The organism is Maricurvus nonylphenolicus (genome assembly GCF_042854845.1).
GTDB lineage: Bacteria > Pseudomonadota > Gammaproteobacteria > Pseudomonadales > Cellvibrionaceae > Maricurvus > Maricurvus nonylphenolicus.
The window spans coordinates 2,840,809-2,860,648 of sequence record NZ_AP031498.1 but is presented as its reverse complement, the minus strand read 5'-3'; the positions used below and the strand labels follow the sequence as shown (position 1 = coordinate 2,860,648).

Below are 19,840 nucleotides of genomic sequence, written 5' to 3'. Positions count from 1 at the left end.
TAGTTATCAAACCTTATTAGGCATACGTTAGGCTTTCCGAAAATACAGTAAAAAATCAGTAAAACTGTAAGCAAATCGGATAGTTAACTCCTATAGCTGGGAGTGATAAAAGTCAAAGGTGCCGAGTAGAACTCTATGGCGAAAAGATTACCGTCAATACACGATCAAAATGACCCGGCAGTAGATTCGGGTATTGAAGAGGTAGCTGCTCAATATAATTTTGATAGCTTTGCCGACAGGCTACATTATCTGCATGGGCTGTTAATTGATTCGTATGCCGACAGCCGCAAGCATATCCTTGCCTATCTGGAGGCGGGCTGTGCTTTTTTTCAGCTAGATAATGCCGAGTTTTTGAAGTTGTCTTCCAGTGGTCAGCACAAGACAATGGCACTAATAAAAAGTGAAGGGAATCAAGAACTAAGGGAACAAGAAAAAGATGTAGCCAGGCTTTTGCCATGGACCAGGTCGATAGTGGAAAATCAAATCTCCGTCGCAACAATTGAATGTAAAAGTACCCATTCCTCAGAAGTTGGCTACAATGGAAAAGACGTCTACGCTTATATAGGCGTGCCCATTGTTGTTTCTGGGCAGTTTTACGGTGTATTATCATTTGTCTCGTCGACCCCTAAGCAAAATGCCTTCTCATCTATCGATATAGAAACGGCTGAGCTTATGGCAAAAGGAGTGGCCAAAATGACGGAATTACAAAGATTGCATGGTGTAGAAGAAGCCAAGCTTCCCCCAGCCTTTGCAACTGCAGGTGTAAAAACCTTCGATGAATACGTGCAGCAGGCGCGTCTGCCAGAAGTTTACGGCATACCGGGTCGTGTTGTGGAAGTTCTGGAGCGACGCATAGGTAAGTCCTCTCTGGCGATAGATTATATTGCCGAGGAATTAAACTTATCCAAGCGAACCCTGCAGCGACGCTTACAGCAACAGTGTATTAGTTTTGCTCAATTGCGCGACCAGGTGCGCTTCCATCACTCAATCTATTGTCTGATTGAGCAAAATATGAGCATTGACAGTATCTCTGCCTCCCTCGATTTCTCTGATCGCACCAGCTTCACCAACGCCTTTAAACGTTGGACCGGTTTATCGCCGAGTACATTTAGAAAGCTGTTCCGCGATTACGCCTAAACGCAGTCAGAATTAACGCTATAACGCCCTGTCAGGCCTTGCCTGGCGGGGCTTTCTTCTGTTTACCTATGTAACGTGCCATTGCCTGCTTATAACAAAAAGGGTAGAGTTAGCCGTTCTCAAGAATTGAACCTTACAGTCTTTAAATAAGAGGTAATTTGAATGGAGTTTTTCATTCCTGCAGCCATGGCTCAAACCCAGGCTCCAGCACCACAAGGTAACCCAATGATGACCCTGATTATGTTCGGTGGTCTGTTCATCTTTATGTACCTGTTTATTATTCGTCCGCAGCGTAAGCGCCAAAAAGAACATCAGGAACTGGTTGATGCGGTATCCAAAGGTGATGAGGTCGTGATGAATAGCGGTATGCTGGGTAAGGTTATTCGTGTTGAGGGTGATTACCTTGTTTTGGAAACCGGTAATAGCGTTGAACTGAAGTTCCAGAAAGTTGCACTGCATGCGGTATTGCCCAAAGGTACTATTAAGTCTATCTAAACGATGGATGAGCAGTATCCCTTAAAAAGCCGGTCCTCAGTTGACCGCTTTTTTTTGCCTGAACTTTTCTTGTTTCAGCCTGTAGAAGGACTCAGCAGATCATGTCAATCCAGGAATCGTTAATTACCTATCCCAAGCGCCTTACGTTAGCGCAAACGCCTACGCCATTACAGAAATTGTCTCGCGTAACCACTGCTTTGCAGGGGCCGACTATCTGGGTAAAGCGAGATGACTTAACCGGCAGTCTGCTCAGTGGCAATAAGGTTCGCAAGTTGGAATTTACCTTGGCCCAGGCACAAGAAGAGGGCGCTAATGTCCTTATTACCTGTGGCGGATTACAGTCCAATCACTGCCGTGCTACCGCTTTGTTGGGTGCCCAGCTTGGGCTCAAAGTACATCTTGTTTTGCGTGGGGAGCCCGATTCAGTTGCTGATGGTAACTTACTTTTAGACCAACTTGCTGGAGCTGAGATTAGCACTTACAGACCTGGTTATTATGCAAACAACCTTGAACAATTATTGCAAGAGACCGCTGAGCAATACCGAGCTAAAGGCTTAAAGCCATTTGTGATTCCCACTGGGGCAAGTGATGATATCGGTGTGTGGGGTTATGTGAATGCCTGCAAGGAGCTGCGTCGTGATTTTGAGTTGCATAACATTCAACCCTCTCACATTGTTGTTGCGACGGGATCAGGCGGTACACAGGCAGGTTTAACTGCCGGAGCTTTCTTGTATCAGCTTGGGGCCGCTGTTGTGGGTATGGCTGTGTGTGACGATGAACATTATTTCCAAACCAAAGTCATGCACGATCTTAGTGGTTGGAAAAAACGCTATGGTTTGGATATTGATCTAGCGGTGTTGGATATACAGGTAAACGATAACTATATTGGCCCGGGTTATGCCAAAGCTGATAAAGCGGTGTTCGATTGCATTCAGTGGTTGGCTCGCGAAGAGGGTTTGGTGTTAGATCCTGTATATACCGGTAAAGCGTTTTACGGTTTAGTGTCTGATATTAAAGCGGGAAAATATAATCATTGTTCTGATGTTGTCTTTGTTCATACCGGGGGTATCTTTGGGGTGTTTCCGCAGCGGGATCAATTCTTCCAACAATAAATAACAAGAAAAACTTGGGGAAAATATAGATGGAAATGCTTGTTGCACTTGAAGAACAATTAGGGGGAATCAGCGGCATTATTTGGGGGCCTTTCTTTTTGTTGCCACTGATTTTGGGAACCGGGCTGTTCTTAATGATTCGTTTGCGAGCCATGCCGCTGCGCAATATCGGCTATGGTTTTCGTCAGCTTTTTTCTGGTACAAAAGCCCAGGGCGAAGGTGAGATTTCGCCATTTGCAGCGTTGATGACATCACTTTCTGCCACGATCGGAACGGGTAATATTGCCGGTGTTGCAACGGCGATTACGTTGGGTGGGCCCGGAGCATTATTTTGGATGTGGTGTAGCGCTCTGGTCGGTATGGCAACTAAATATGCTGAAGGCGTTTGTGCTGTCCACTATCGCGAGACAGATACCAATGGACATTATGTCGGCGGCCCGATGTATTACATTCGTAACGGCTTAGGACGTAATTGGCGTTGGCTGGCTGTAGCGTTTGCATTCTTCGGCGCTTTGGCCGGTTTTGGTATTGGTAACGGTGTGCAGGCCAATTCCGTTGCCGATGCTTTGGCAGGCTCTTTTGATATTGCACAAGAAACAACAGCTCTGGTGATTATGGCGATGACGGCCTTGGTGCTGTTGGGTGGCATTAAGCGCATTTCAGAGGTGGCCAGCTTTTTGGTGCCGATTATGGCGTTACTGTATTTGCTAGTAGGCTTGACGGTAATTGTTGCCAATATTCAGGCTATCCCCGATGCCCTTGCGACCATTGTTATTGGTGCGTTTAATCCGCAAGCTGTTGGTGGCGGTGCTGCCGGTGTAGGCATTATGCTGGCGATTCAGTTTGGTGTTGCGCGTGGAGTGTTTTCCAACGAGGCAGGGTTGGGTAGTGCACCTATTGCCCATGCCGCTGCCGCAACGAATAATCCTGTGCGCCAGGGAACAGTTGCGATGTTGGGTACTTTTATCGATACCTTAATTATCTGCACCATTACCGGTTTGTGTATTGTTGTCAGTGGTGCCTGGCAAGGTGAAGCCATTAATGTGGCCATGACCAAAGCGGCTTTTTCCAGTGTGTTTTCCTTTGGTGATGAAATAGTAGCTGTTGGCCTGGCGATATTTGCATTTACCACCATCCTGGGGTGGAGCTACTACAGCGAGCGTTGCGCCCAGTATCTGTTGGGACCTAAAGTGGTTTATCCATTTCGAATTATTTGGGTCGCCGTAATTTGGTTTGGTGCCACCAGTGAGGTTTTGCTGGTGTGGACGGTTGCAGATATCCTGAATGGACTTATGGCTGTTCCCAATCTGTTGGCGCTTTTATTATTGTCGGGCGTAGTTGCTAAGTTAACGCGCGATTATTTTGAAAGTCAGAAGGCCTGAAGCAAATAGCTATAGAGATCCGATTGTCATTGAGGTTTATCGCGTTTAATCGCCTGGTAAGTCTCAGCGTATTCTATGTGTTTTTGGGCGATATAGTGGAGCACCCAGCGAGCTGCACACAGTGAGCTCAATAGTAGTATGGCAAGGCTGTATAGCAGCGTTTCTGGCGCCAGGCTATAAATTTTATACAGTAAGAGTGTCAGTAGGGTCAGGGCAATAGGGCGATTAGTGAGAAGTGCGGCGAGATCGCTGGCATAACTTAACAGTTGCTGCTTCATGGTATTTACATCTGTATTGCCAGGCTGAGTGGCTCAGCTGTTATTAAATCATAACATTCAGTGTAGGCTATGATCGCCAAGCTCGCTTTACGTAATTAGATAGGGGTAAAAATGAAAAGCAAAGGTTTTGTTATTCATCAGCATGGTGGTTCAGACGTTTTACAGTGGCAGGATGTCGACTTGCCGGAGTTGGGCGCGAATGATGTGCTGGTGCGACATACGGCAATAGGTATTAATTTTATCGATATCTATTTCCGCCAAGGCCTTTATCCGATGACATTACCCGGCAGGCTGGGTATTGAGGCAGCAGGTGTGGTTGAGGCTGTCGGTAGTGGTGTTTCTCAATTTTCAGCTGGAGATCGAGTGGCCTACTGCAAAGGTGGCCTGGGGAGCTATGCTGAGGCGCACATTGTAGCTGAGAACTGTTTGATCCCAGTGCCTGATGATATTGACGATGAAACTGCTGCAGCAGTGCTATTGAAGGGCCTGACAGCAGCTTATTTGCTCTACAAAACGGCTCCGCTGCAAGCTGGCGCAAATATCCTGATTCAGGCAGCAGCAGGGGGAGTAGGCACTTTACTCAGCCAGTGGGCAAAACATCTTGGTGCCTATGTAATAGGTACTGTGGGGAGTGAAGAAAAAGCGGTGCTGGCTAAGGCTAATGGTTGTGATGAGACCATTCTTTATGATCAGCAGGATGTTGCCGAAGAGGTGCGCCGTCTAACGGGCGGAAAAGGTGTCGAGGTGGTGTTTGATTCCGTGGGTGCAGCTACCTGTGAAGCGTCACTAAATTCCCTTGCCAAGCGCGGTTTGTTTGTGAGTTTTGGTAATGCTTCGGGTCCCGTGGAGGCTATTGCGCCGTTAACTCTGCTGCAAAAAGGCTCGGTGTTTATGACACGCCCCGGTCTGGCGGACTATATTGAAGACAGGGCGGAAATGTTAGAATTGTCAGGCCTGTTGTTTGCGGCGATTCGTGAAGGCCATGTAAAAGTCAGCATTAATCAACGTTATGGGTTAAAGGATGCGGCCAAGGCTCAGGATGATTTGGCTCAGCGTTTAACGACAGGTTCTTCAATACTGCTTCCTTAAGGGGCATGCTTGGGTTGAGAATGGGGGAATTATGGCGGACTTAAATAATAAGTTGGTGATAGCAATATCATCTCGGGCATTATTTAATTTGGACGATAGCCATCAGGTATTTATCGAAAACGGCCTGGATGCCTATTCTCAATATCAGATCGACCATGAAAATGACGTTCTTCAGCCGGGCGATGCCTTCCCGATGGTGCAAAAGTTATTGCGCCTTAATGAGCGCTTAGGTGCTCCGCGAGTCGAGGTGATTTTGCTGTCGCGTAACAGTGCTGATACCGGGTTGCGTGTCTTTAATTCCATTGAACACTACGGCTTAAATATAACCCGTGCTGCGTTTTGTGGTGGTGAAAGTCCATATCGCTATATCAATGCCTTTGGCTCTCACCTGTTTCTTTCGACAGATGCCGATGATGTTAGAAATGCACTCGATCATGGTGTTGCGGCTGCAACACTGATGGCTTCCAACAGTGAAAGTGATCACGGTGATCAGTTGCGCTTTGCCTTTGATGGCGATGCCGTGCTGTTCTCCGATGAGGCTGAGAAGATCTACAAGTCGCAAGGCCTTGAGGCCTTTACTGCCAGTGAGCGTGCGGCGGCTAAAAAGCCGTTAAGTGGCGGGCCATTTAAAGCCTTTCTGTCTGCTTTGCAGGGGCTTCAGGCGGAGTTTAGTGAAGAGGATGCCCCCATACGCACAGCACTGGTTACTGCACGGTCTGCTCCTGCCCATGAAAGGGTGATATTAACGCTAAGAGCCTGGAATATTCGTATCGATGAGTCGCTGTTTCTCGGTGGTTTGGATAAGGGCGAGTTCCTACGTGCCTATGGGGCTGACGTATTCTTCGATGATCAGCCTGGGCACTGCCATTCAGCGCGCGAGCATGTCGCGACCGGTCATGTTCCCCACGGTGTGGCCAATGAGCCCTCTGCTAATGAGTCTATAGTCTCTGATTCTTAATGCTGGCCAGAATAGACTTTTTGTTTATACAAACTGGTAAATCCCCATATCCTGCTATTCTTTCAGTTAATGGAGACTAACATTTAGTCAAAAGTAACACCTGCTTCCGAGAGAGATCAGGGGGAGGCATGATTAACAATATTCTGTTCGCTACGGATTTGGGTCCCTTTACTGACTATACCCTGCAGCACGTCACTGAACTGGCGAAGAACTGTAACGCTTCAATAGTTGTGGTGCACGCGGTAGAGCCACTTAGTAGCTTTGCTCAGGCTGTCGTGGAAACCTATCTGGAAGATCCCCAGGACAACCCCTTTGGTGAGTCAGGGTCCTCTGGCATGCTCACCAATATCAAGCACAAAATTCTTGAGGCACTAGCCGATCAATATATGGAGTCAGACAAGGATATTGCCCGAATAGCGGCGATTAGGGTGCTTCAGGGTAAGCCGGCAGAGATTATCTTGAGGGAGTCGCGTGAACAGCAGGCAGACCTGATTGTCATGGGGAGTCACGGTGCTCAGGCGCTCGATGGCAATGTAATTGGCTCTGTCACCAGTAAAGTTTTACAGTTATCCAAGGTGCCGGTATATATGGTGCCAATGATGGATCCGCAGAAGCTGCATGGCCGCACCGGCAACCTCGGTGGTGCGACACTCCGCTAATATCCTTGCCTTTCCTGTTTGTCTAGAAAAGCGCGAACTTAATTCCCAGAATCATCAAAATGCTGGCAAGAATAGGCTGTAACACTTGATTGGGCAGCTTGGCTCCTAGTCTTGTTCCCACATGGATCGCTGGTAGCGAACCGATAAGCAGGCAAGCCAATAGGCTGAAGTCGACATTCCCCAAAAAGATCATATGACCCAGGCCGGCAATCAGTGTCAGCGGTACGGCGTGAGCGATATCTGTACCTACTACGTGCAAAGCTGGAAGGCGAGGGTAGAGTACCAATAATATGGCTGCACAAATGGCGCCGGCACCGACGGAGCTCAGTGTTACCAGTGTGCCTAGTATAAAGCCCATTATGACGGTTATGGGCTTGGCGTGGCGTTGTGCCCAGGAAGGGGGCTTTGTGTGCACCTGCTCAGTCATGCGGCTTTTAAACAGCAGTACTGCAGAGGTTAGAATCAGCATAATCCCCAGGCTGGTGGTTAACAGGGGGCCGTAATCATGGGCATCGGTAAAGACTTGATCCAATAAAAATGCAGTTAATAGTGCAGCGGGAATACTTCCTGCCGCTAACAGTATTACCAGTTGCCAACGAATAGTGCCTTGGCGCTTGTGGGCAACAACGCCGCCGGCCTTGGTGATGGCGGCATACATCAAATCGGTACCAATGGCGATATGGTATGGAAATCCGAATAAGATGAGCAGGGGGGTCATCAGGGAGCCGCCACCAACACCGGTAATTCCTACAGCTAACCCTACGGCAGCCCCGGCTAAAATATAAAGCAAGATTTCCATGAATATAGGCTAAAGTTATTGATAGCGGTTTTTATCAGAATCAAAAGTAAAATTTGGCTGGCAAATATACTGAATTCTATCTATTCTGGAAAAGAATATTTTCGTATATTTTTATAATCAGTAGTGCAGCCATTCGGAGGGCATATGAAACTGCAACAGCTGCGTTATATCTGGGAAGTCGCGCATCACGACTTGAATGTCTCTGCCACAGCGCAGAGTCTGTACACGTCCCAGCCTGGCATCAGTAAGCAGATTCGGTTATTGGAAGATGAGTTAGGGGTCGAGGTTTTCTCCAGAAGCGGCAAACATTTGACGCGCATCACCCCTGCTGGTGAGGCGATCTTAAAAACCGCCGGAGAAATATTGCGCAAAGTAGAAAGCATCAAGCAGGTTGCGCAAGAGTTCAGCAATGAAAAGAAAGGTAGCTTGTCCCTGGCAACTACACATACCCAAGCACGCTACGCGTTGCCGAAGGTTATTGGCAGCTTTATCAATGAATACCCCGATGTATCCCTGCATATGCATCAGGGAACACCAATGCAAATTTCTGAAATGGCTGCCGATGGTACCGTCGACTTCGCCATTGCCACCGAGGCCCTGGAGTTATTCAGCGACCTGTTGATGATGCCTTGTTATCGTTGGAATCGCTGTATTATCGTTCCTAAAGATCATCCATTGTGTCATGTATCGAGCTTAAGTTTGGAGGATGTAGCCAAGCATCCAATTGTGACTTATGTGTTCGGTTTCACCGGCCGCTCAAAACTCGACGAAGCCTTTATTGAGCGTGGTTTAGCACCCAAGGTGGTATTTACTGCGGCCGATGCCGATGTGATCAAAACCTATGTCCGCCTGGGGTTGGGTATCGGTATTGTTGCTAAAATGGCCTATGACGAAGAGTTGGACGATGATTTGGTTGCACTTGATGCCAGTCATATGTTCCAGGCTAGCACCACCAAAATTGGTTTCCGTCGTGGCACATTCCTGCGTGGTTATATGTATGACTTCATTGAGCAGTTTGCGCCTCACCTCAATCGTGAGGTTGTCTCGGAAGCCTATAACCGCCATTCCAAAGCGGAACTGGATGAGCTCTTTGAGCATATAGAGTTACCCACCTACTAAGGGGTTGGCTGATTAAAAAAGGGGCTTTTATAGGCCCTTTTTTTATATGTCTCGCAAAAGAGATGTAGACCATTTCACAAGTTTGTTCATGCGGCCAGCTTTTGGCATTTGAATCGCTATAATAAATTTATCCAACGGTTTATTTCAGCGGTTAAAGCGTAGGGGACATAATAGTGCTAAAAACAAAAGAGATTCTCACGGTTTTTGCGGCTGCAAGTACGGTCATAGGTGCCTCTGTGGCGACCACATTGTATGTCACTAATTCTTCAACAGATGAGATTGATGCGCGGAGTGGTGACGGCAGTGGTCGCATAGCTTACAACTTGAGTGATGCATTCTTTCCGTGCCGTGATCATATCCAAAAAGCCATTCCTTATAAGCTTCGCCATGTAACGGTTGATTCCCGTTCAAGTCGCTATGACGAGAAAGACAATGCTCATGTGGTATATGTTGATCTTGAGGTGATTGAAAAGCCTGGCAGTTTTTATTCGAAATACAGTTACAGTGCCCAGGCGGTATGTACGGTATCGGCAGCCAGTAATGAGATAACGGCGTTTACGGTTAGAAAAAGCTAGGATGCGCTGGCGAGAAGCGAGGTGACGAGCAGGTAAGGGTTTGGGTCTTTACCTGCTGCACTGATAGCGGTCTGATTACAGGAAGTCCAGATCCGGATTGTCATTCATGATTTCTTTAAGTTCTTCTTCTTCACTGGTCTTTTGATCCAGTACTTCCTTAACAAACTTAAAATAAACGGTGTAAACGACAGGCTCTTTACCGTCTTCTTCAACGACAAAGAAAGGGGCGCGGTTAACGTCCAGCTTGGCGGATAGCTTCATGCCTGGGCTTTCCGGATCACGCTCATCGGCAACCAAAACTTCGTTGATTTGTGCCATTTGACCGCTGTCTTCCAGCTTTTGCAGTACATCGGCACACTTTTTACAAGGTGAGCCGTCAGCCAGAATCTTTTTAACCAGTGTAATCTTCATTAGTACTCCTAATTCATTGCTCAGCAGTATTACTTCTTGATATTACCGCCGTGCAGGCCACATTCCTTTTTGGTTGCCTCTTCCCACCACCAGCGACCTTCACGCTCATGCTGATTTGGGCCAGTAGGGCGGGTGCAGGGCTCACAGCCAATGGAGGTGAAGCCTTTGTCGTGTAGTTCATTGTAAGGTACATCGAACATGCGAATATAGTCCCAGACTTGCTTCGAGCTCCAGTTGGCCAGTGGGTTAAACTTGGTCAGTGTCTCGCCGGGGCGAGCAAAGACTTTGTCGTCCTGGATAACAGGAATGCTGGCGCGAGTGCCAGGGCTTTGGTCTTTACGCTGACCGGTGATCCAGGCGTCGACTTCCAGCAATTTCTTGCGCAATGGGGCAATTTTACGCACGCCACAGCATTCCTGGTGATTGTCCTTGTAGAAGCTGAACAGGCCTTTTTCGGCAACCAGCTTGCGCACGGCTTCACCGTCAGGAGATACGACATCTATAGATATGCCGTAATGCTCGCGTACCTTTTCAATATATTGGTAGGTTTCAGCATGTAGACGGCCTGTATCGAGGCAGAAAACCTGGATGTCAGGATTGATTTTGCTTGCCATGTCGATCAGGACAACATCTTCAGCACCACTGAAGGAGATGGTGATGTTATCGAACTGCTCAAGAGCGTAAGCGATGATGTCCTTAGGCTCTTGCTGTTGCAGTTTGGCATCCAGATCTACGGTATCAATTGCCGTCATGGTCGAAATCCTACGTTTTATCAGTAATCACGGTGTGGCGCTTATGGGCGCCTTTGCTTGCGTTTAGCTGCTCTAATGGCGAGCTTTATTAGGCGGCGAAGGATACCAGAGCTGTTTACAACTTAACAATACGGATAGGTCATAGCCTTATAGCTCAAATGTATGTGCTTTTTGTTGGTGTGTAAGAGATTAAATTTATGGGTTGTGGAACATTGATTTATAATTGCGCATTTTGGGCTGCGTTTGCACACTATGTGGTGGTTTTATTTATGCTTGTACGCACTATCTGGTGTTATGGCCAGCAAATACGAGGGGTTTAGCGTGCTGCCTAAATGTTAAACAGTTTTGGTTGTGGTTGGTTTTTAATCGTTTTGATTATATGTTCCACGTGAAAAAGGAGAAGTATTTGCGGTCGGAGGGCGAACAGGGTAGATTGGCGCATCTTTTTAAAACGGGTCCGAATGGGCCGATTTATGCCAGCCTTAAATGTTAGGGGATTAAACACGTGGAACTCGCTTGTTTAGATTTAGAAGGGGTATTGATCCCCGAAATTTGGATCAAATTTGCTGAAAAGACCGGTATCGAAGAGTTGAAGGCTACGACTCGCGATATTCCATGCTATGACGAACTGATGACCATGCGCCTGGGTGTATTGGCGAAGCACAATCTTGGTTTGAACGAGATTCAGGAAGTGATTTCAACCTTGAGTCCTCTGGATGGCGCCAAGGAGTTTGTAGATTGGCTGCGCGAGCGTTTCCAAGTCATTATTCTATCTGACACCTTCTATGAATTTGCTGGCCCCCTGATGAAGCAGTTGGGGTATCCAACGCTGTTTTGTCACAAGTTGGGTGTTGATGAGTCTGGTAAGGTTGTTGACTATAAAATCCGTCAGCCAAACCCAAAGCGTCAGTCCATCGTAGCATTTAAGTCCTTGTACTATCGCACCATCGCTGCAGGTGATTCCTACAATGATACGACCATGCTGGCTGAAGCTGATGCAGGTATTCTGTTTAAGTCTCCGCAGAACGTTATTGATGAATTCCCGCAGTATCCTGCAGTGCACACCTATGAAGACTTAAAGAAAGAGTTTATCAAGGCCAGTGATCGCAATTTGACCTTGTAATATAGTTTTTCTAAGTCATTAAAAAGGCCGCATCACTGCAAGTGTTGCGGCCTTTTTTGTTTGATTATGAGGGTTACAGGCTTTGAAGGGTGTCGAGGATAACGCCGATTTTGGTGAGGCTTTCCTGGTATTCCGTTTCCATATCTGAATCCGCTACGATGCCGCCACCACCCCAGCAGTGGATGCGATTACTTTGGTCGCAAACCAGGGTGCGAATTGCAATATTGGTATCCATATTCTGGTTGGCGCTGATATAGCCCAGGCTGCCACAGTAGGCGGAGCGTCTGCAGGGTTCCAGTTCCTCGATGATTTCCATGGCGCGGATTTTAGGTGCGCCGGTGATAGAGCCGCCGGGGAAGCTGCTTTTTAACAGAGAGGTAGGCGTTTCCTGCTCTTCAAGTTCTGCTTCAATGGTGCTAACAAGGTGATGAACGTTGGCGTAGCTTTCCAGGTCGAATAGGCGGGTTGTCGAGACGCTGCCCTCGCTGCAAACTTTGCTTAGGTCGTTGCGAAGCAGGTCGACAATCATCAGGTTTTCCGCGCGATCTTTAACGCTGTTCTTAAGTGCATACGCGTTGCTTTGGTCTTGTTCAGGGGTAGATCCTCGCGAGATGGTGCCTTTGATTGGCTGTGTTTTCACTCGGCGTTGCTTTACTTCCACGAAGCGTTCTGGAGAAAGGCTGAGGATGGCGCCCTGGTCGGGCTCAAAATAACCGCTAAAGGGTGAAGGAAGTTTTTTCCTTAGTTCGATATAGGCGGTTAGAGGGTCTCCGGAATAGTCGCCGCTGAACCGTTGCGCCAGATTTACCTGATAGCAATCACCGGCATGGATATATTCCTGTATTTTGGTGAAGGCTTTGGAATAAGATTCTACATCAAAATTAGACTCTAACCCTTTGATTTTAAAAGGTGTATTAATGTCTTTAGGGCGTTTTAATTGCTCTGCCAATTGTTCAAGTTCACATCGCTCAACACTTGGCAGGGCCACCAGATGGCTGCGCTTCAGCATGTGATCCTGTACCACGGCCCAGGAATAGATACCGATCTGCATATCGGGTAGCTGTATGTCATTCTCTGCCTGTTCGGGCAGGGTTTCCAATTGGCGGCCAAGGTCGTAGGCTAGGTAGCCAATAGCGCCACCACAAAAAGGAATGTCAGCTTTTCCACAGCAGGTGTAGTCAGGTAGGTGTTCGGCCAGAATGTCCAGGGGGTTGCCTGTTCGCGTCAGGCTTTGTTCTTTGGTTGTTATGCTGACGTTGTTGCCTGAGCTGATCAGTTGTGTTTCAGGAGCGGCAGCCAAAATGTCATAACGGCCTCGATTGCTGGCTTCCGGGCCTGAGTCAAGCCACACAGGCCATGACATATGGCGAATAGCAAGGAAATAGCCAAGGCTGGACTGGTAGGGTATTTCCACTAGGTGTGGGGTAGCCATCAATGATCCTGGGGTTGTATGCACTGGAGTTAGGCGCGGCATTTTAGGGGCATATCGCTGATTTTTCCATGCTTTAGTGGTCACCTTAAATACTGCTGTATTGGCTTGTCATCAAATTGCCTCAATGTGCGTATAATGCGCCCCCTTAAAAAGTCGCCAATTTTGCCAGTTTGTAAAGCAGAACCCTTTATACTCTTTTATATTCAGGGTTTGTCTATTCAATTGTAGAAAAGTTGGACGTAGTAAGTTGGCCATTTGGGGTGAGAATACTTAGTGAAGAGCAGTAGCCGCTTATTTCCCGTACGTTTAATGCGCGCGGAAGTGCTAGGGACGTGCACGGAAGATACCTATCTAATAAAGCCCAATAACAGCCCTGATAAACAGGTTGAGATTGCGGTTACGCATCTTGTGCCCATGGATATTAAGTCTGATCAGGCGCCCAGGCCTGCACTGATTTTATTGCATGGTAGTTACCAAAATCGTTATTTTTGGTATAGCCCACAAGGCGAGGGGGTTGCGACCCGGTTGTTGGACCATTTCGATGTCTGGTTAATGGAGGCTAGAGGGCATGGACTTTCTCCTGTAAATCAGCACTATGCTGATAACTCGCTATTGGATTATGCGCGCTACGATATTCCTGCCGTAAATGCCTTTGTGGCGGAAAAGACCGGTACAAAGCCTTATTGGCTTGGTCATAATGAAGGTGTGACCAGTTTGCTGTTCGCGCTGGCTTCTGGTTCTTTATTGCAGGAGTCCGCGTTGGCGGTTATTGGTCTTGGCAGCCCTTGGGCTGTGCCTGGATGGATGAAGTTACCATTTGTCGGTCAACTGCAGAAACTGTTGCTGCGTGGTTATCATCGCCAATCTGACCGGGGACCAGAACCTGAATCAGCGCAGCTTGTGGCTATGCACCGTGCAGAGCAAACGCTTTTTGCATCGTTAGGGATGTCACTTGGAAAGGATTTTTGGTCTCAGTTGGGGAGCTCTGGTATTCCTTTGCATTGGTTGGGATCGGAGGCTGAGTTTGTCTTGCAGAATAAAAAGTTGCAGCGAATAATAGGTGAAAATAAGAGTCTCTCCGACAAACTGAATGGCATGGCAGGTTGTTTGCACCTGCATGCGAGTGATGAGGTTGATGTTGTCTGTCAGTTGTTGCTGGCAAGGCTAAATATGGAATGTTCATCCAGAGGGCAAGACAGTGACTTATTATCCGCTAGAGAAGCTACATCAACTACGTGAAGGCTACCAAAGGGTTTTTCGTGTTGAGGGTCGTGAGCTGCTGTTAATACACAGTGATGATCAAAGTTATCTGTTGGAAAATCGATGCCCACATGCTGATGCACCACTGACGTTTGCGACTGTCAGCGGTGATATTATTCGTTGCCCAATGCATGGAATAGAGTTTTCGTTAAGAACAGGTGCACCCCATAGGTCGGGCTGCAAACAAGGGCTTTCTAAACTGATGCCTGCCTATGAGGGGCAGACCATTGGTGTGTATTTATAATCTCAAATCATTAAGGCTGTTTTATGGAATATTTAACCCCGGATCTCTGTGATGCATACCCTGAGCTGGTGCGTGTTGTTGAGCCTATGTTCGTGAATTTTGGTGGTCGTCCTTCCTTTGGTGGTGAAATCGTAACCATCAAGTGCTTTGAGGATAATTCTCTGGTGCGTGAGCAGGTCGCCGAGCCGGGTAAAGGTAAAGTGCTGGTTGTTGATGCGGGTGGCTCTTTCCGTCGTGCATGTCTGGGTGATATGTTGGCTGAAAAGGCTGTTGCCAATGACTGGGAAGGCATCATTATGTATGGCTGTATTCGTGATGTTGATGCCATTGCTGAGCTTGATTTAGGCGTTCAGGCACTGGGTTCTCATCCAATGAAAACAGAAAAGCGTGGTTTGGGTGATTTGAATGTTGAGGTTACCTTTGGTGGTGTGACATTTACACCGGGTGAATTTATCTATGCCGACAATAACGGTGTGATTGTTTCAAGCCAGGCTCTATCAATGCCAGAATAAACCCGCAGGCTTAAGCTTTTTAAGGTCGCGTCTATAGCGCTGGGGTAGTTACCACCTTAACGTTTAGGCGCGATTTTTTTAGGTAGATATATGATTACACAATTTGATGTTGCTGTTAGCCGTCAGGGGTTGCTTGATATTACGCCGCACGTTCATAAAGCGGTTGATCGATCGGCTATTAATGAGGGGCTGTGTACGCTGTTTATCCAGCATACTTCTGCAAGTCTGCTAATTCAGGAAAATTATGATCCCAGTGCCAGGGTTGATTTGGAGGCATGGCTAAATCGTTTGGTACCAGAAAATGATGCCTTGTACACCCATACCCTCGAAGGGCCTGATGATATGCCGGCACATATTAAAAGCGCCCTAACAGCGGTTTCCCTGTCGGTGCCTGTTGTGGATGGGCAGTTAGCACTGGGGACCTGGCAGGGGATTTTTTTGTGGGAGCACCGCCATCATGCGGGCCGCCGCAAGGTGATTGTGCATTTGGGCGAGTAGTCTAAGTATTTTTACAGGCAGTTAGTGGGTCGCGGCAGGCCAGCAATTTTTGCGGCTACTTTTGCCGGTGAAGGCGGAAACAGCTGCATAAGATAAATACTGCGCCCCTTATCTTTGCCTAATTTATTGCCGACTTGTTTTACCAGTACGCGCATGGCCGGGGAAAGTTCGAACTCTTGGTAAAATTCCCTCAGCAACCAAATCACTTCCCAGTGAGCCTCGCTAAGCTCTATATCTTCACCGTTTGCCAATGCTTGCGCTATATCGGTATCCCAATCGTTGAGATCTTTTAGGTAGCCATCCTTGTCTGTGGCGATGCTTTTGTTGTTGATGTCGAGAGACATGGCGAATTAATACCAGCTTTGAATGGGGTTGTGTTGCGTGCAAAGCTCTACAAAGCGGTTGTAATCCAGTGGCGTGATTTTATCGTACTGTGTACTTATGCCCCTGGCTGCCAAATCGATATCGAGGGCAAATACATGGCCTCCGGCATTGATAAACTCCGCGAGTTTTTCATTAGTTGGTGATGAGGCCAGCACTCCGTATACGCCATCTTCGAGTAGTACAATGGATTGAGAGGCTTGCGCCACATTCAGGCAGTCGGCAAGCAAATTTGATTGAAATGGCGATTTGCTAACCGTATGCAGAGTTGAGGTAGTCATGGTATGGGTTACAAATTTAAAAGCTAAAAAGGCTGTCTTGCTGATCCATAAGGGCAGCCACTTCTGTGTCGGTAAGTGGTTGGCTGTCTACGGCCAATTGCTCAAGGTTTAGTTGGCGTTGTGAAAGGGCGCTGGCTTGAACAAAAATTTTTTCAATGTCATACATGGGAAAAACACTGAGTAGTGAAGCCAGGTTTTTTTGCTCTGCGGCATGTCCGTCTTGTGTGTTCAGAAGTTGGAAAACACCGTCGCCGCTGAAAAGCAGGCTGATATCTTGCTCGTAGGCCGAGGCTGCCAGTACGGCATCAAGGGCATCCTTGGCGCGGGTGGAGCCATAGGGCGCTGCAGTAAAATGAAATAATAACTTCTTGCTCATTTCTCTTACCCGAACGTAATAATGCGATCTGAGTGCACGGCGGCATCTACCAGCTGGCCCAGTCCTGAGAGTTCAAAACCTGCTTGCAGGTTGTTTGCATCTTTTTCATAGCGGTCAGCCTCGGTTTGATCGAGGATACCGCGTCTCAGTGCAGCCGCAATGCATACCACAGCATCAAGGTTGTGGTCCTGGATGAAAGCTTGCCACTGGTCGGGTAGGTGAATCTCATCCTGGGGAGGGCTGGCCAGTTTGGTGCTGTTATGCACGCCGTCGGCATAGAAAAACAGCCGGTAAATGCTGTGGCCTTGATCGATAACGCTTTGGGCAAATCGTAAGGCTGAATAGGCGGCTTGCTGGCCTGGGGCGGCGTAAATGGCGATGGAGAATTTCATGCAAGGATTTTAACAGGCTTGACGGGCAATTGATAAAAATAAAAAAGCCCCGCAGAGCGGGGCTTTTTCGTGAGTGGAGCGATATTATTCGTCGCTGCCACCCAGGAAGCTCAGCAGGATAGTGAACAGATTGTAGATCATTACGTACAGGGTCACTGTTGCTGAAATATAGTTAGTTTCACCGCCGTGAATGATTTGGCTGGTTTGCCACATGATCAGACCGGAAGACAGTAGTAAGAACATGCAGCTTACTGCCAGGCCCAGACCTGCAATGCCAAGGAAGACGTTGGCAATACCGGCTACGAAAGCAACCAGGATACCGGTCATCAGGAAGCCAGTCATAAAGCTCAGATCTTTACGGGTGATCAGAACGTAGGCTGACAGGCCGAAGAAGATCAGTGCGGTTCCGCCCAGGGCTGTCAGGACAGGCTCGATGCCGGACATGCCAATATAGAAGCTAAGAATGGGGCCCAGAGTGAAGCCCATCCAGCCGGTCAGGGCGAATACCCAGAATAGGCCTGCAGCGCTATTTTTGGTTTTCTCGACCATAAACAGGCAGATAAAGTAAGGCAGTAACATCCACAGGCCCATGTAAGGGGCGTTAACGGCCATGGAGATAACCGCCGTGATTGCACTGAAGGCAATGGTCATGGCCAGTAGAGCGTAAGTATTACGCAGTACCTTGCTGACCTGTAATTGTGAGACCTCTTGTTCGGTTGTTGAGGCGTTGTAAATCTCTTGCATAGTCAATCTCCGTTGATGGCTACCAATTCCGAGTTTGGGTTAATCATACAAAGGGCTATGGAAAAAGCCAAGGTGAATAGCGCTGGGAATTGTTAAATTTCGTTTATGGCTAACCCATTGTTTTTGTGGGGGTTTTGATACTTTTGGCTGAGTAAGGGAGCCAGATACAAAAAAGGCCCCGCAGTGCGGAGCCTTTTAGGAATGATGGCGGTGGGGCAGGGATTCGAACCCTATCAAAATATGCCCTGCAGGCTACAGCCCAGTAGTATCAAGGGGGTTCTATTCTAAAGCATTGGCCGGGGACTGTATATCAGTCCCAGATTGGTCCCAATAGTGTGAGCGTTAGCGATATATACGCGTGTGCGCCCGTACGCGTGCGAGGCTTGGCTCAAAATAGGTGGGGGGCTTCTGAAACGGTAACAATGGTAACTTCTTGGGGGATTGGCTCTAACTCCCTGTTTTTACGGGGCTTTGTTGGATTGCAGAAGGGTAATCAGATAGTAATCTATGAGTAATCGAATTACTTTAGTAAAGGTAATATATAAAAAATAAAAACTCCTTTAAAAACAAAGAGTTAATAGTGGATTACCTTTTGAATTACCATAGATCACCATATATAGGTAATTACTTAAATCCTTATAAATCAATAGGTTAGGTGTCCATCTGATTTACGATTACCAAAATTACCAGCCCAGAAATTAGGGGGGGTAGGTGGGGCCTGAATCTGCTTAATTTAAGGTGCATGCGTTTGCAGCGAATCGCATAAAACCTGCAACCCCATTGACTACATTGACCATCATGTGTGCTGGGGGCTTCGGCCATTTGGGCAGTTGCATAAAATTCGCACTGTTTAGCCCGCAGGCGTGGCGGGGGGTAGACTGCGGAGCTCGGGGGATGGTGCTTTCTGGTGGGGTCTCAGGCGGGTTTAAGGTATTATCTATTAGGATTTAGGGATTTATTAATAAAGGGGTTGTAATGGCTAAAAAGGACCAGGCGAAGAAAAGCAACGGAGAAAACAAATGCTTTGTTGTAACGCCGATAGGTGGTGATGGGACCGACGTCAGGCGGTCTGCTGATGGTTTAATTGATTCGGTGATTGAGCCGGTATGTGAATCCCTAGGACTGGAAGTCGTGGTGGCTCACAGGATTGAAACTATGGGCTCTATTACAGGCCAAGTACTTGAGCACATTCTGAACGATGATCTCGTTATAGCTAACCTCACTACATTAAACCCAAATGTCATGTATGAATTGGCTGTAAGGCATGCGGCGCGACTGCCTGTAGTATCGCTTGCAGAGGAGGGAACGCAACTTCCTTTCGACATCTCAGATGAGAGAACTATCTTTTATCGTGACGATATGGCTGGAGTTGAAATATTAAAGCCCCAACTTGAAAAAATGGCCGCTGAAGCTCTCAAGGACTCTGAGCCTGACAACCCTGTCTACAGAGCTGTTACCACGAAGGTAATGAAGGATATTCACCCTGGTAATGACCTTCAAGGTTATTTAATAGACAGACTCAATTCCTTTGAAAGAAAACTGTCTTTGGTTAGCTCTACAAGATCAGGTAGGTATTCTCGTTCGATAATATCGACGGATGATAAGTCTACTATTCATGTCAAGCTTGCAACCACGTTGACAGATAAAGAAACGAAAGAGATTGTTCTTGATCTTAGTGATCTTGGTGCGGGACCAATACGAGTTGAAAGTTTTGATTGGTTCATAACCATGAATCCAGAAGTAGACCGAGACAAGGTCATTTCATACATCAGAAATAACCAGTTCTTGCATATGGTTACAATCTAAAAAAAAGCCCCGGCTGGGCGGCCGG

Annotated in this window: 25 protein-coding genes; 15 read left to right on the top strand and 10 right to left on the bottom strand. The window is 47.4% G+C overall.

The features are described 5' to 3' along the window. Positions 1-135 precede the first annotated feature (135 nt). The 4 genes from ACGHZ6_RS12500 to ACGHZ6_RS12485 all read left to right on the top strand — a co-directional run bounded on the left by ACGHZ6_RS12500 (position 136) and on the right by ACGHZ6_RS12485 (position 4,126). Positions 136-1,137: a helix-turn-helix domain-containing protein gene (locus ACGHZ6_RS12500; protein WP_390614297.1), complete on the top strand. Its 1,002-nt coding sequence runs from the start codon at positions 136-138 to the stop codon at positions 1,135-1,137. A gap of 162 nt (positions 1,138-1,299) precedes the next feature. Next, positions 1,300-1,632: a preprotein translocase subunit YajC gene (yajC, locus tag ACGHZ6_RS12495; protein WP_390614296.1), complete on the top strand. Its 333-nt coding sequence runs from the start codon at positions 1,300-1,302 to the stop codon at positions 1,630-1,632. A gap of 101 nt (positions 1,633-1,733) precedes the next feature. Continuing rightward, positions 1,734-2,744 carry a D-cysteine desulfhydrase family protein gene (locus tag ACGHZ6_RS12490; protein ID WP_390614295.1) on the top strand — a complete coding sequence of 337 codons (1,011 nt, stop codon included), beginning with the start codon at positions 1,734-1,736 and terminating at the stop codon, positions 2,742-2,744. Between the two features lie 29 nt (positions 2,745-2,773). Next, entirely contained in the window at positions 2,774-4,126 is a 1,353-nt protein-coding gene (locus tag ACGHZ6_RS12485; RefSeq protein WP_390614294.1) for an alanine/glycine:cation symporter family protein, read from the top strand. A gap of 26 nt (positions 4,127-4,152) precedes the next feature. Here ACGHZ6_RS12485 and ACGHZ6_RS12480 read toward each other — a convergent pair whose 3' ends face one another. Next, entirely contained in the window at positions 4,153-4,404 is a 252-nt protein-coding gene (locus ACGHZ6_RS12480; RefSeq protein ID WP_390614293.1) for a hypothetical protein, read from the bottom strand. Positions 4,405-4,515: 111 nt separating this feature from the next. On the opposite strand from ACGHZ6_RS12480, the gene ACGHZ6_RS12475 reads away from it, so the two are divergent. The 3 genes from ACGHZ6_RS12475 (at position 4,516) to ACGHZ6_RS12465 (ending at position 7,110) form a co-directional block, all read left to right on the top strand. Beyond that, on the top strand, positions 4,516-5,493 hold the full coding sequence (locus ACGHZ6_RS12475; protein ID WP_390614292.1) for a quinone oxidoreductase family protein: 978 nt from the start codon (positions 4,516-4,518) through the stop codon (positions 5,491-5,493). Between the two features lie 31 nt (positions 5,494-5,524). Further along, positions 5,525-6,451 (top strand): 5'-nucleotidase, encoded by a 927-nt coding sequence (locus tag ACGHZ6_RS12470; protein ID WP_390614291.1) that lies wholly within the window; start codon positions 5,525-5,527, stop codon positions 6,449-6,451. Positions 6,452-6,579: 128 nt separating this feature from the next. Next, complete coding sequence (locus ACGHZ6_RS12465; RefSeq protein ID WP_390614290.1) at positions 6,580-7,110, top strand: universal stress protein; 531 nt, start codon at positions 6,580-6,582, stop codon at positions 7,108-7,110. Positions 7,111-7,132: 22 nt separating this feature from the next. Here ACGHZ6_RS12465 and ACGHZ6_RS12460 read toward each other — a convergent pair whose 3' ends face one another. Continuing rightward, on the bottom strand, positions 7,133-7,909 hold the full coding sequence (locus ACGHZ6_RS12460; RefSeq protein ID WP_390614289.1) for a sulfite exporter TauE/SafE family protein: 777 nt from the start codon (positions 7,907-7,909) through the stop codon (positions 7,133-7,135). A gap of 144 nt (positions 7,910-8,053) precedes the next feature. On the opposite strand from ACGHZ6_RS12460, the gene cysB reads away from it, so the two are divergent. Next, positions 8,054-9,028 carry an HTH-type transcriptional regulator CysB gene (gene cysB / locus ACGHZ6_RS12455; protein ID WP_390614288.1) on the top strand — a complete coding sequence of 325 codons (975 nt, stop codon included), beginning with the start codon at positions 8,054-8,056 and terminating at the stop codon, positions 9,026-9,028. Between the two features lie 173 nt (positions 9,029-9,201). Next, positions 9,202-9,603: a hypothetical protein gene (locus ACGHZ6_RS12450; RefSeq protein ID WP_390614287.1), complete on the top strand. Its 402-nt coding sequence runs from the start codon at positions 9,202-9,204 to the stop codon at positions 9,601-9,603. Between the two features lie 75 nt (positions 9,604-9,678). On the opposite strand, the gene ACGHZ6_RS12445 is transcribed toward ACGHZ6_RS12450, so the two are convergent. Both ACGHZ6_RS12445 and ACGHZ6_RS12440 read right to left on the bottom strand, forming a co-directional pair. After that, positions 9,679-10,014 (bottom strand): hypothetical protein, encoded by a 336-nt coding sequence (locus ACGHZ6_RS12445; RefSeq protein WP_390614286.1) that lies wholly within the window; start codon positions 10,012-10,014, stop codon positions 9,679-9,681. Positions 10,015-10,043: 29 nt separating this feature from the next. Beyond that, positions 10,044-10,766, bottom strand: a complete 723-nt coding sequence (locus ACGHZ6_RS12440; protein WP_390614285.1) for a phosphoadenylyl-sulfate reductase — start codon at positions 10,764-10,766, stop codon at positions 10,044-10,046. Between the two features lie 505 nt (positions 10,767-11,271). On the opposite strand from ACGHZ6_RS12440, the gene thrH reads away from it, so the two are divergent. After that, the gene (gene thrH / locus ACGHZ6_RS12435) at positions 11,272-11,889 is read left to right on the top strand and encodes a bifunctional phosphoserine phosphatase/homoserine phosphotransferase ThrH (RefSeq protein ID WP_390614284.1); all 618 of its coding nucleotides are present in this window, start codon (positions 11,272-11,274) and stop codon (positions 11,887-11,889) included. A 73-nt stretch (positions 11,890-11,962) separates the two neighbouring features. Here thrH and pabB read toward each other — a convergent pair whose 3' ends face one another. Beyond that, complete coding sequence (gene pabB / locus ACGHZ6_RS12430; protein ID WP_390614283.1) at positions 11,963-13,321, bottom strand: aminodeoxychorismate synthase component I; 1,359 nt, start codon at positions 13,319-13,321, stop codon at positions 11,963-11,965. A 414-nt stretch (positions 13,322-13,735) separates the two neighbouring features. Here pabB and ACGHZ6_RS12425 point away from each other — a divergent pair, with 414 nt between their 5' ends. The 4 genes from ACGHZ6_RS12425 to ACGHZ6_RS12410 all read left to right on the top strand — a co-directional run bounded on the left by ACGHZ6_RS12425 (position 13,736) and on the right by ACGHZ6_RS12410 (position 15,835). After that, positions 13,736-14,560, top strand: coding sequence for an alpha/beta hydrolase (locus ACGHZ6_RS12425; protein WP_390614282.1), 825 nt, complete (start codon positions 13,736-13,738; stop codon positions 14,558-14,560). Continuing rightward, positions 14,520-14,825, top strand: a complete 306-nt coding sequence (locus ACGHZ6_RS12420; RefSeq protein WP_390614281.1) for a Rieske (2Fe-2S) protein — start codon at positions 14,520-14,522, stop codon at positions 14,823-14,825. Before ACGHZ6_RS12425 ends, ACGHZ6_RS12420 begins: the two co-directional genes overlap by 41 nt. Positions 14,826-14,848: 23 nt before the next feature. Next, positions 14,849-15,337 (top strand): ribonuclease E activity regulator RraA, encoded by a 489-nt coding sequence (gene rraA / locus ACGHZ6_RS12415; protein WP_390614280.1) that lies wholly within the window; start codon positions 14,849-14,851, stop codon positions 15,335-15,337. Positions 15,338-15,427: 90 nt separating this feature from the next. Continuing rightward, on the top strand, positions 15,428-15,835 hold the full coding sequence (locus ACGHZ6_RS12410; protein WP_390614279.1) for a secondary thiamine-phosphate synthase enzyme YjbQ: 408 nt from the start codon (positions 15,428-15,430) through the stop codon (positions 15,833-15,835). 11 nt (positions 15,836-15,846) lie between these two features. On the opposite strand, the gene ACGHZ6_RS12405 is transcribed toward ACGHZ6_RS12410, so the two are convergent. The 5 genes from ACGHZ6_RS12405 to ACGHZ6_RS12385 all read right to left on the bottom strand — a co-directional run bounded on the left by ACGHZ6_RS12405 (position 15,847) and on the right by ACGHZ6_RS12385 (position 18,009). Beyond that, positions 15,847-16,179, bottom strand: coding sequence for a TusE/DsrC/DsvC family sulfur relay protein (locus tag ACGHZ6_RS12405; RefSeq protein WP_390614278.1), 333 nt, complete (start codon positions 16,177-16,179; stop codon positions 15,847-15,849). A gap of 6 nt (positions 16,180-16,185) precedes the next feature. Continuing rightward, entirely contained in the window at positions 16,186-16,497 is a 312-nt protein-coding gene (gene tusB / locus ACGHZ6_RS12400) for a sulfurtransferase complex subunit TusB (RefSeq protein ID WP_390614277.1), read from the bottom strand. A 16-nt stretch (positions 16,498-16,513) separates the two neighbouring features. Next, the gene (gene tusC, locus ACGHZ6_RS12395) at positions 16,514-16,873 is read right to left on the bottom strand and encodes a sulfurtransferase complex subunit TusC (RefSeq protein ID WP_390614276.1); all 360 of its coding nucleotides are present in this window, start codon (positions 16,871-16,873) and stop codon (positions 16,514-16,516) included. A 5-nt stretch (positions 16,874-16,878) separates the two neighbouring features. Beyond that, complete coding sequence (gene tusD / locus ACGHZ6_RS12390) at positions 16,879-17,265, bottom strand: sulfurtransferase complex subunit TusD (protein WP_390614275.1); 387 nt, start codon at positions 17,263-17,265, stop codon at positions 16,879-16,881. Positions 17,266-17,349: 84 nt separating this feature from the next. Continuing rightward, entirely contained in the window at positions 17,350-18,009 is a 660-nt protein-coding gene (locus tag ACGHZ6_RS12385) for a Bax inhibitor-1/YccA family protein (protein WP_390614274.1), read from the bottom strand. Between the two features lie 975 nt (positions 18,010-18,984). Between ACGHZ6_RS12385 and ACGHZ6_RS12380 the strand changes: the two genes are divergently transcribed. Further along, a complete protein-coding gene (locus tag ACGHZ6_RS12380; RefSeq protein ID WP_390614273.1) occupies positions 18,985-19,815 on the top strand; it encodes a hypothetical protein in 831 nt (276 codons plus the stop codon). Positions 19,816-19,840 lie beyond the last annotated feature (25 nt).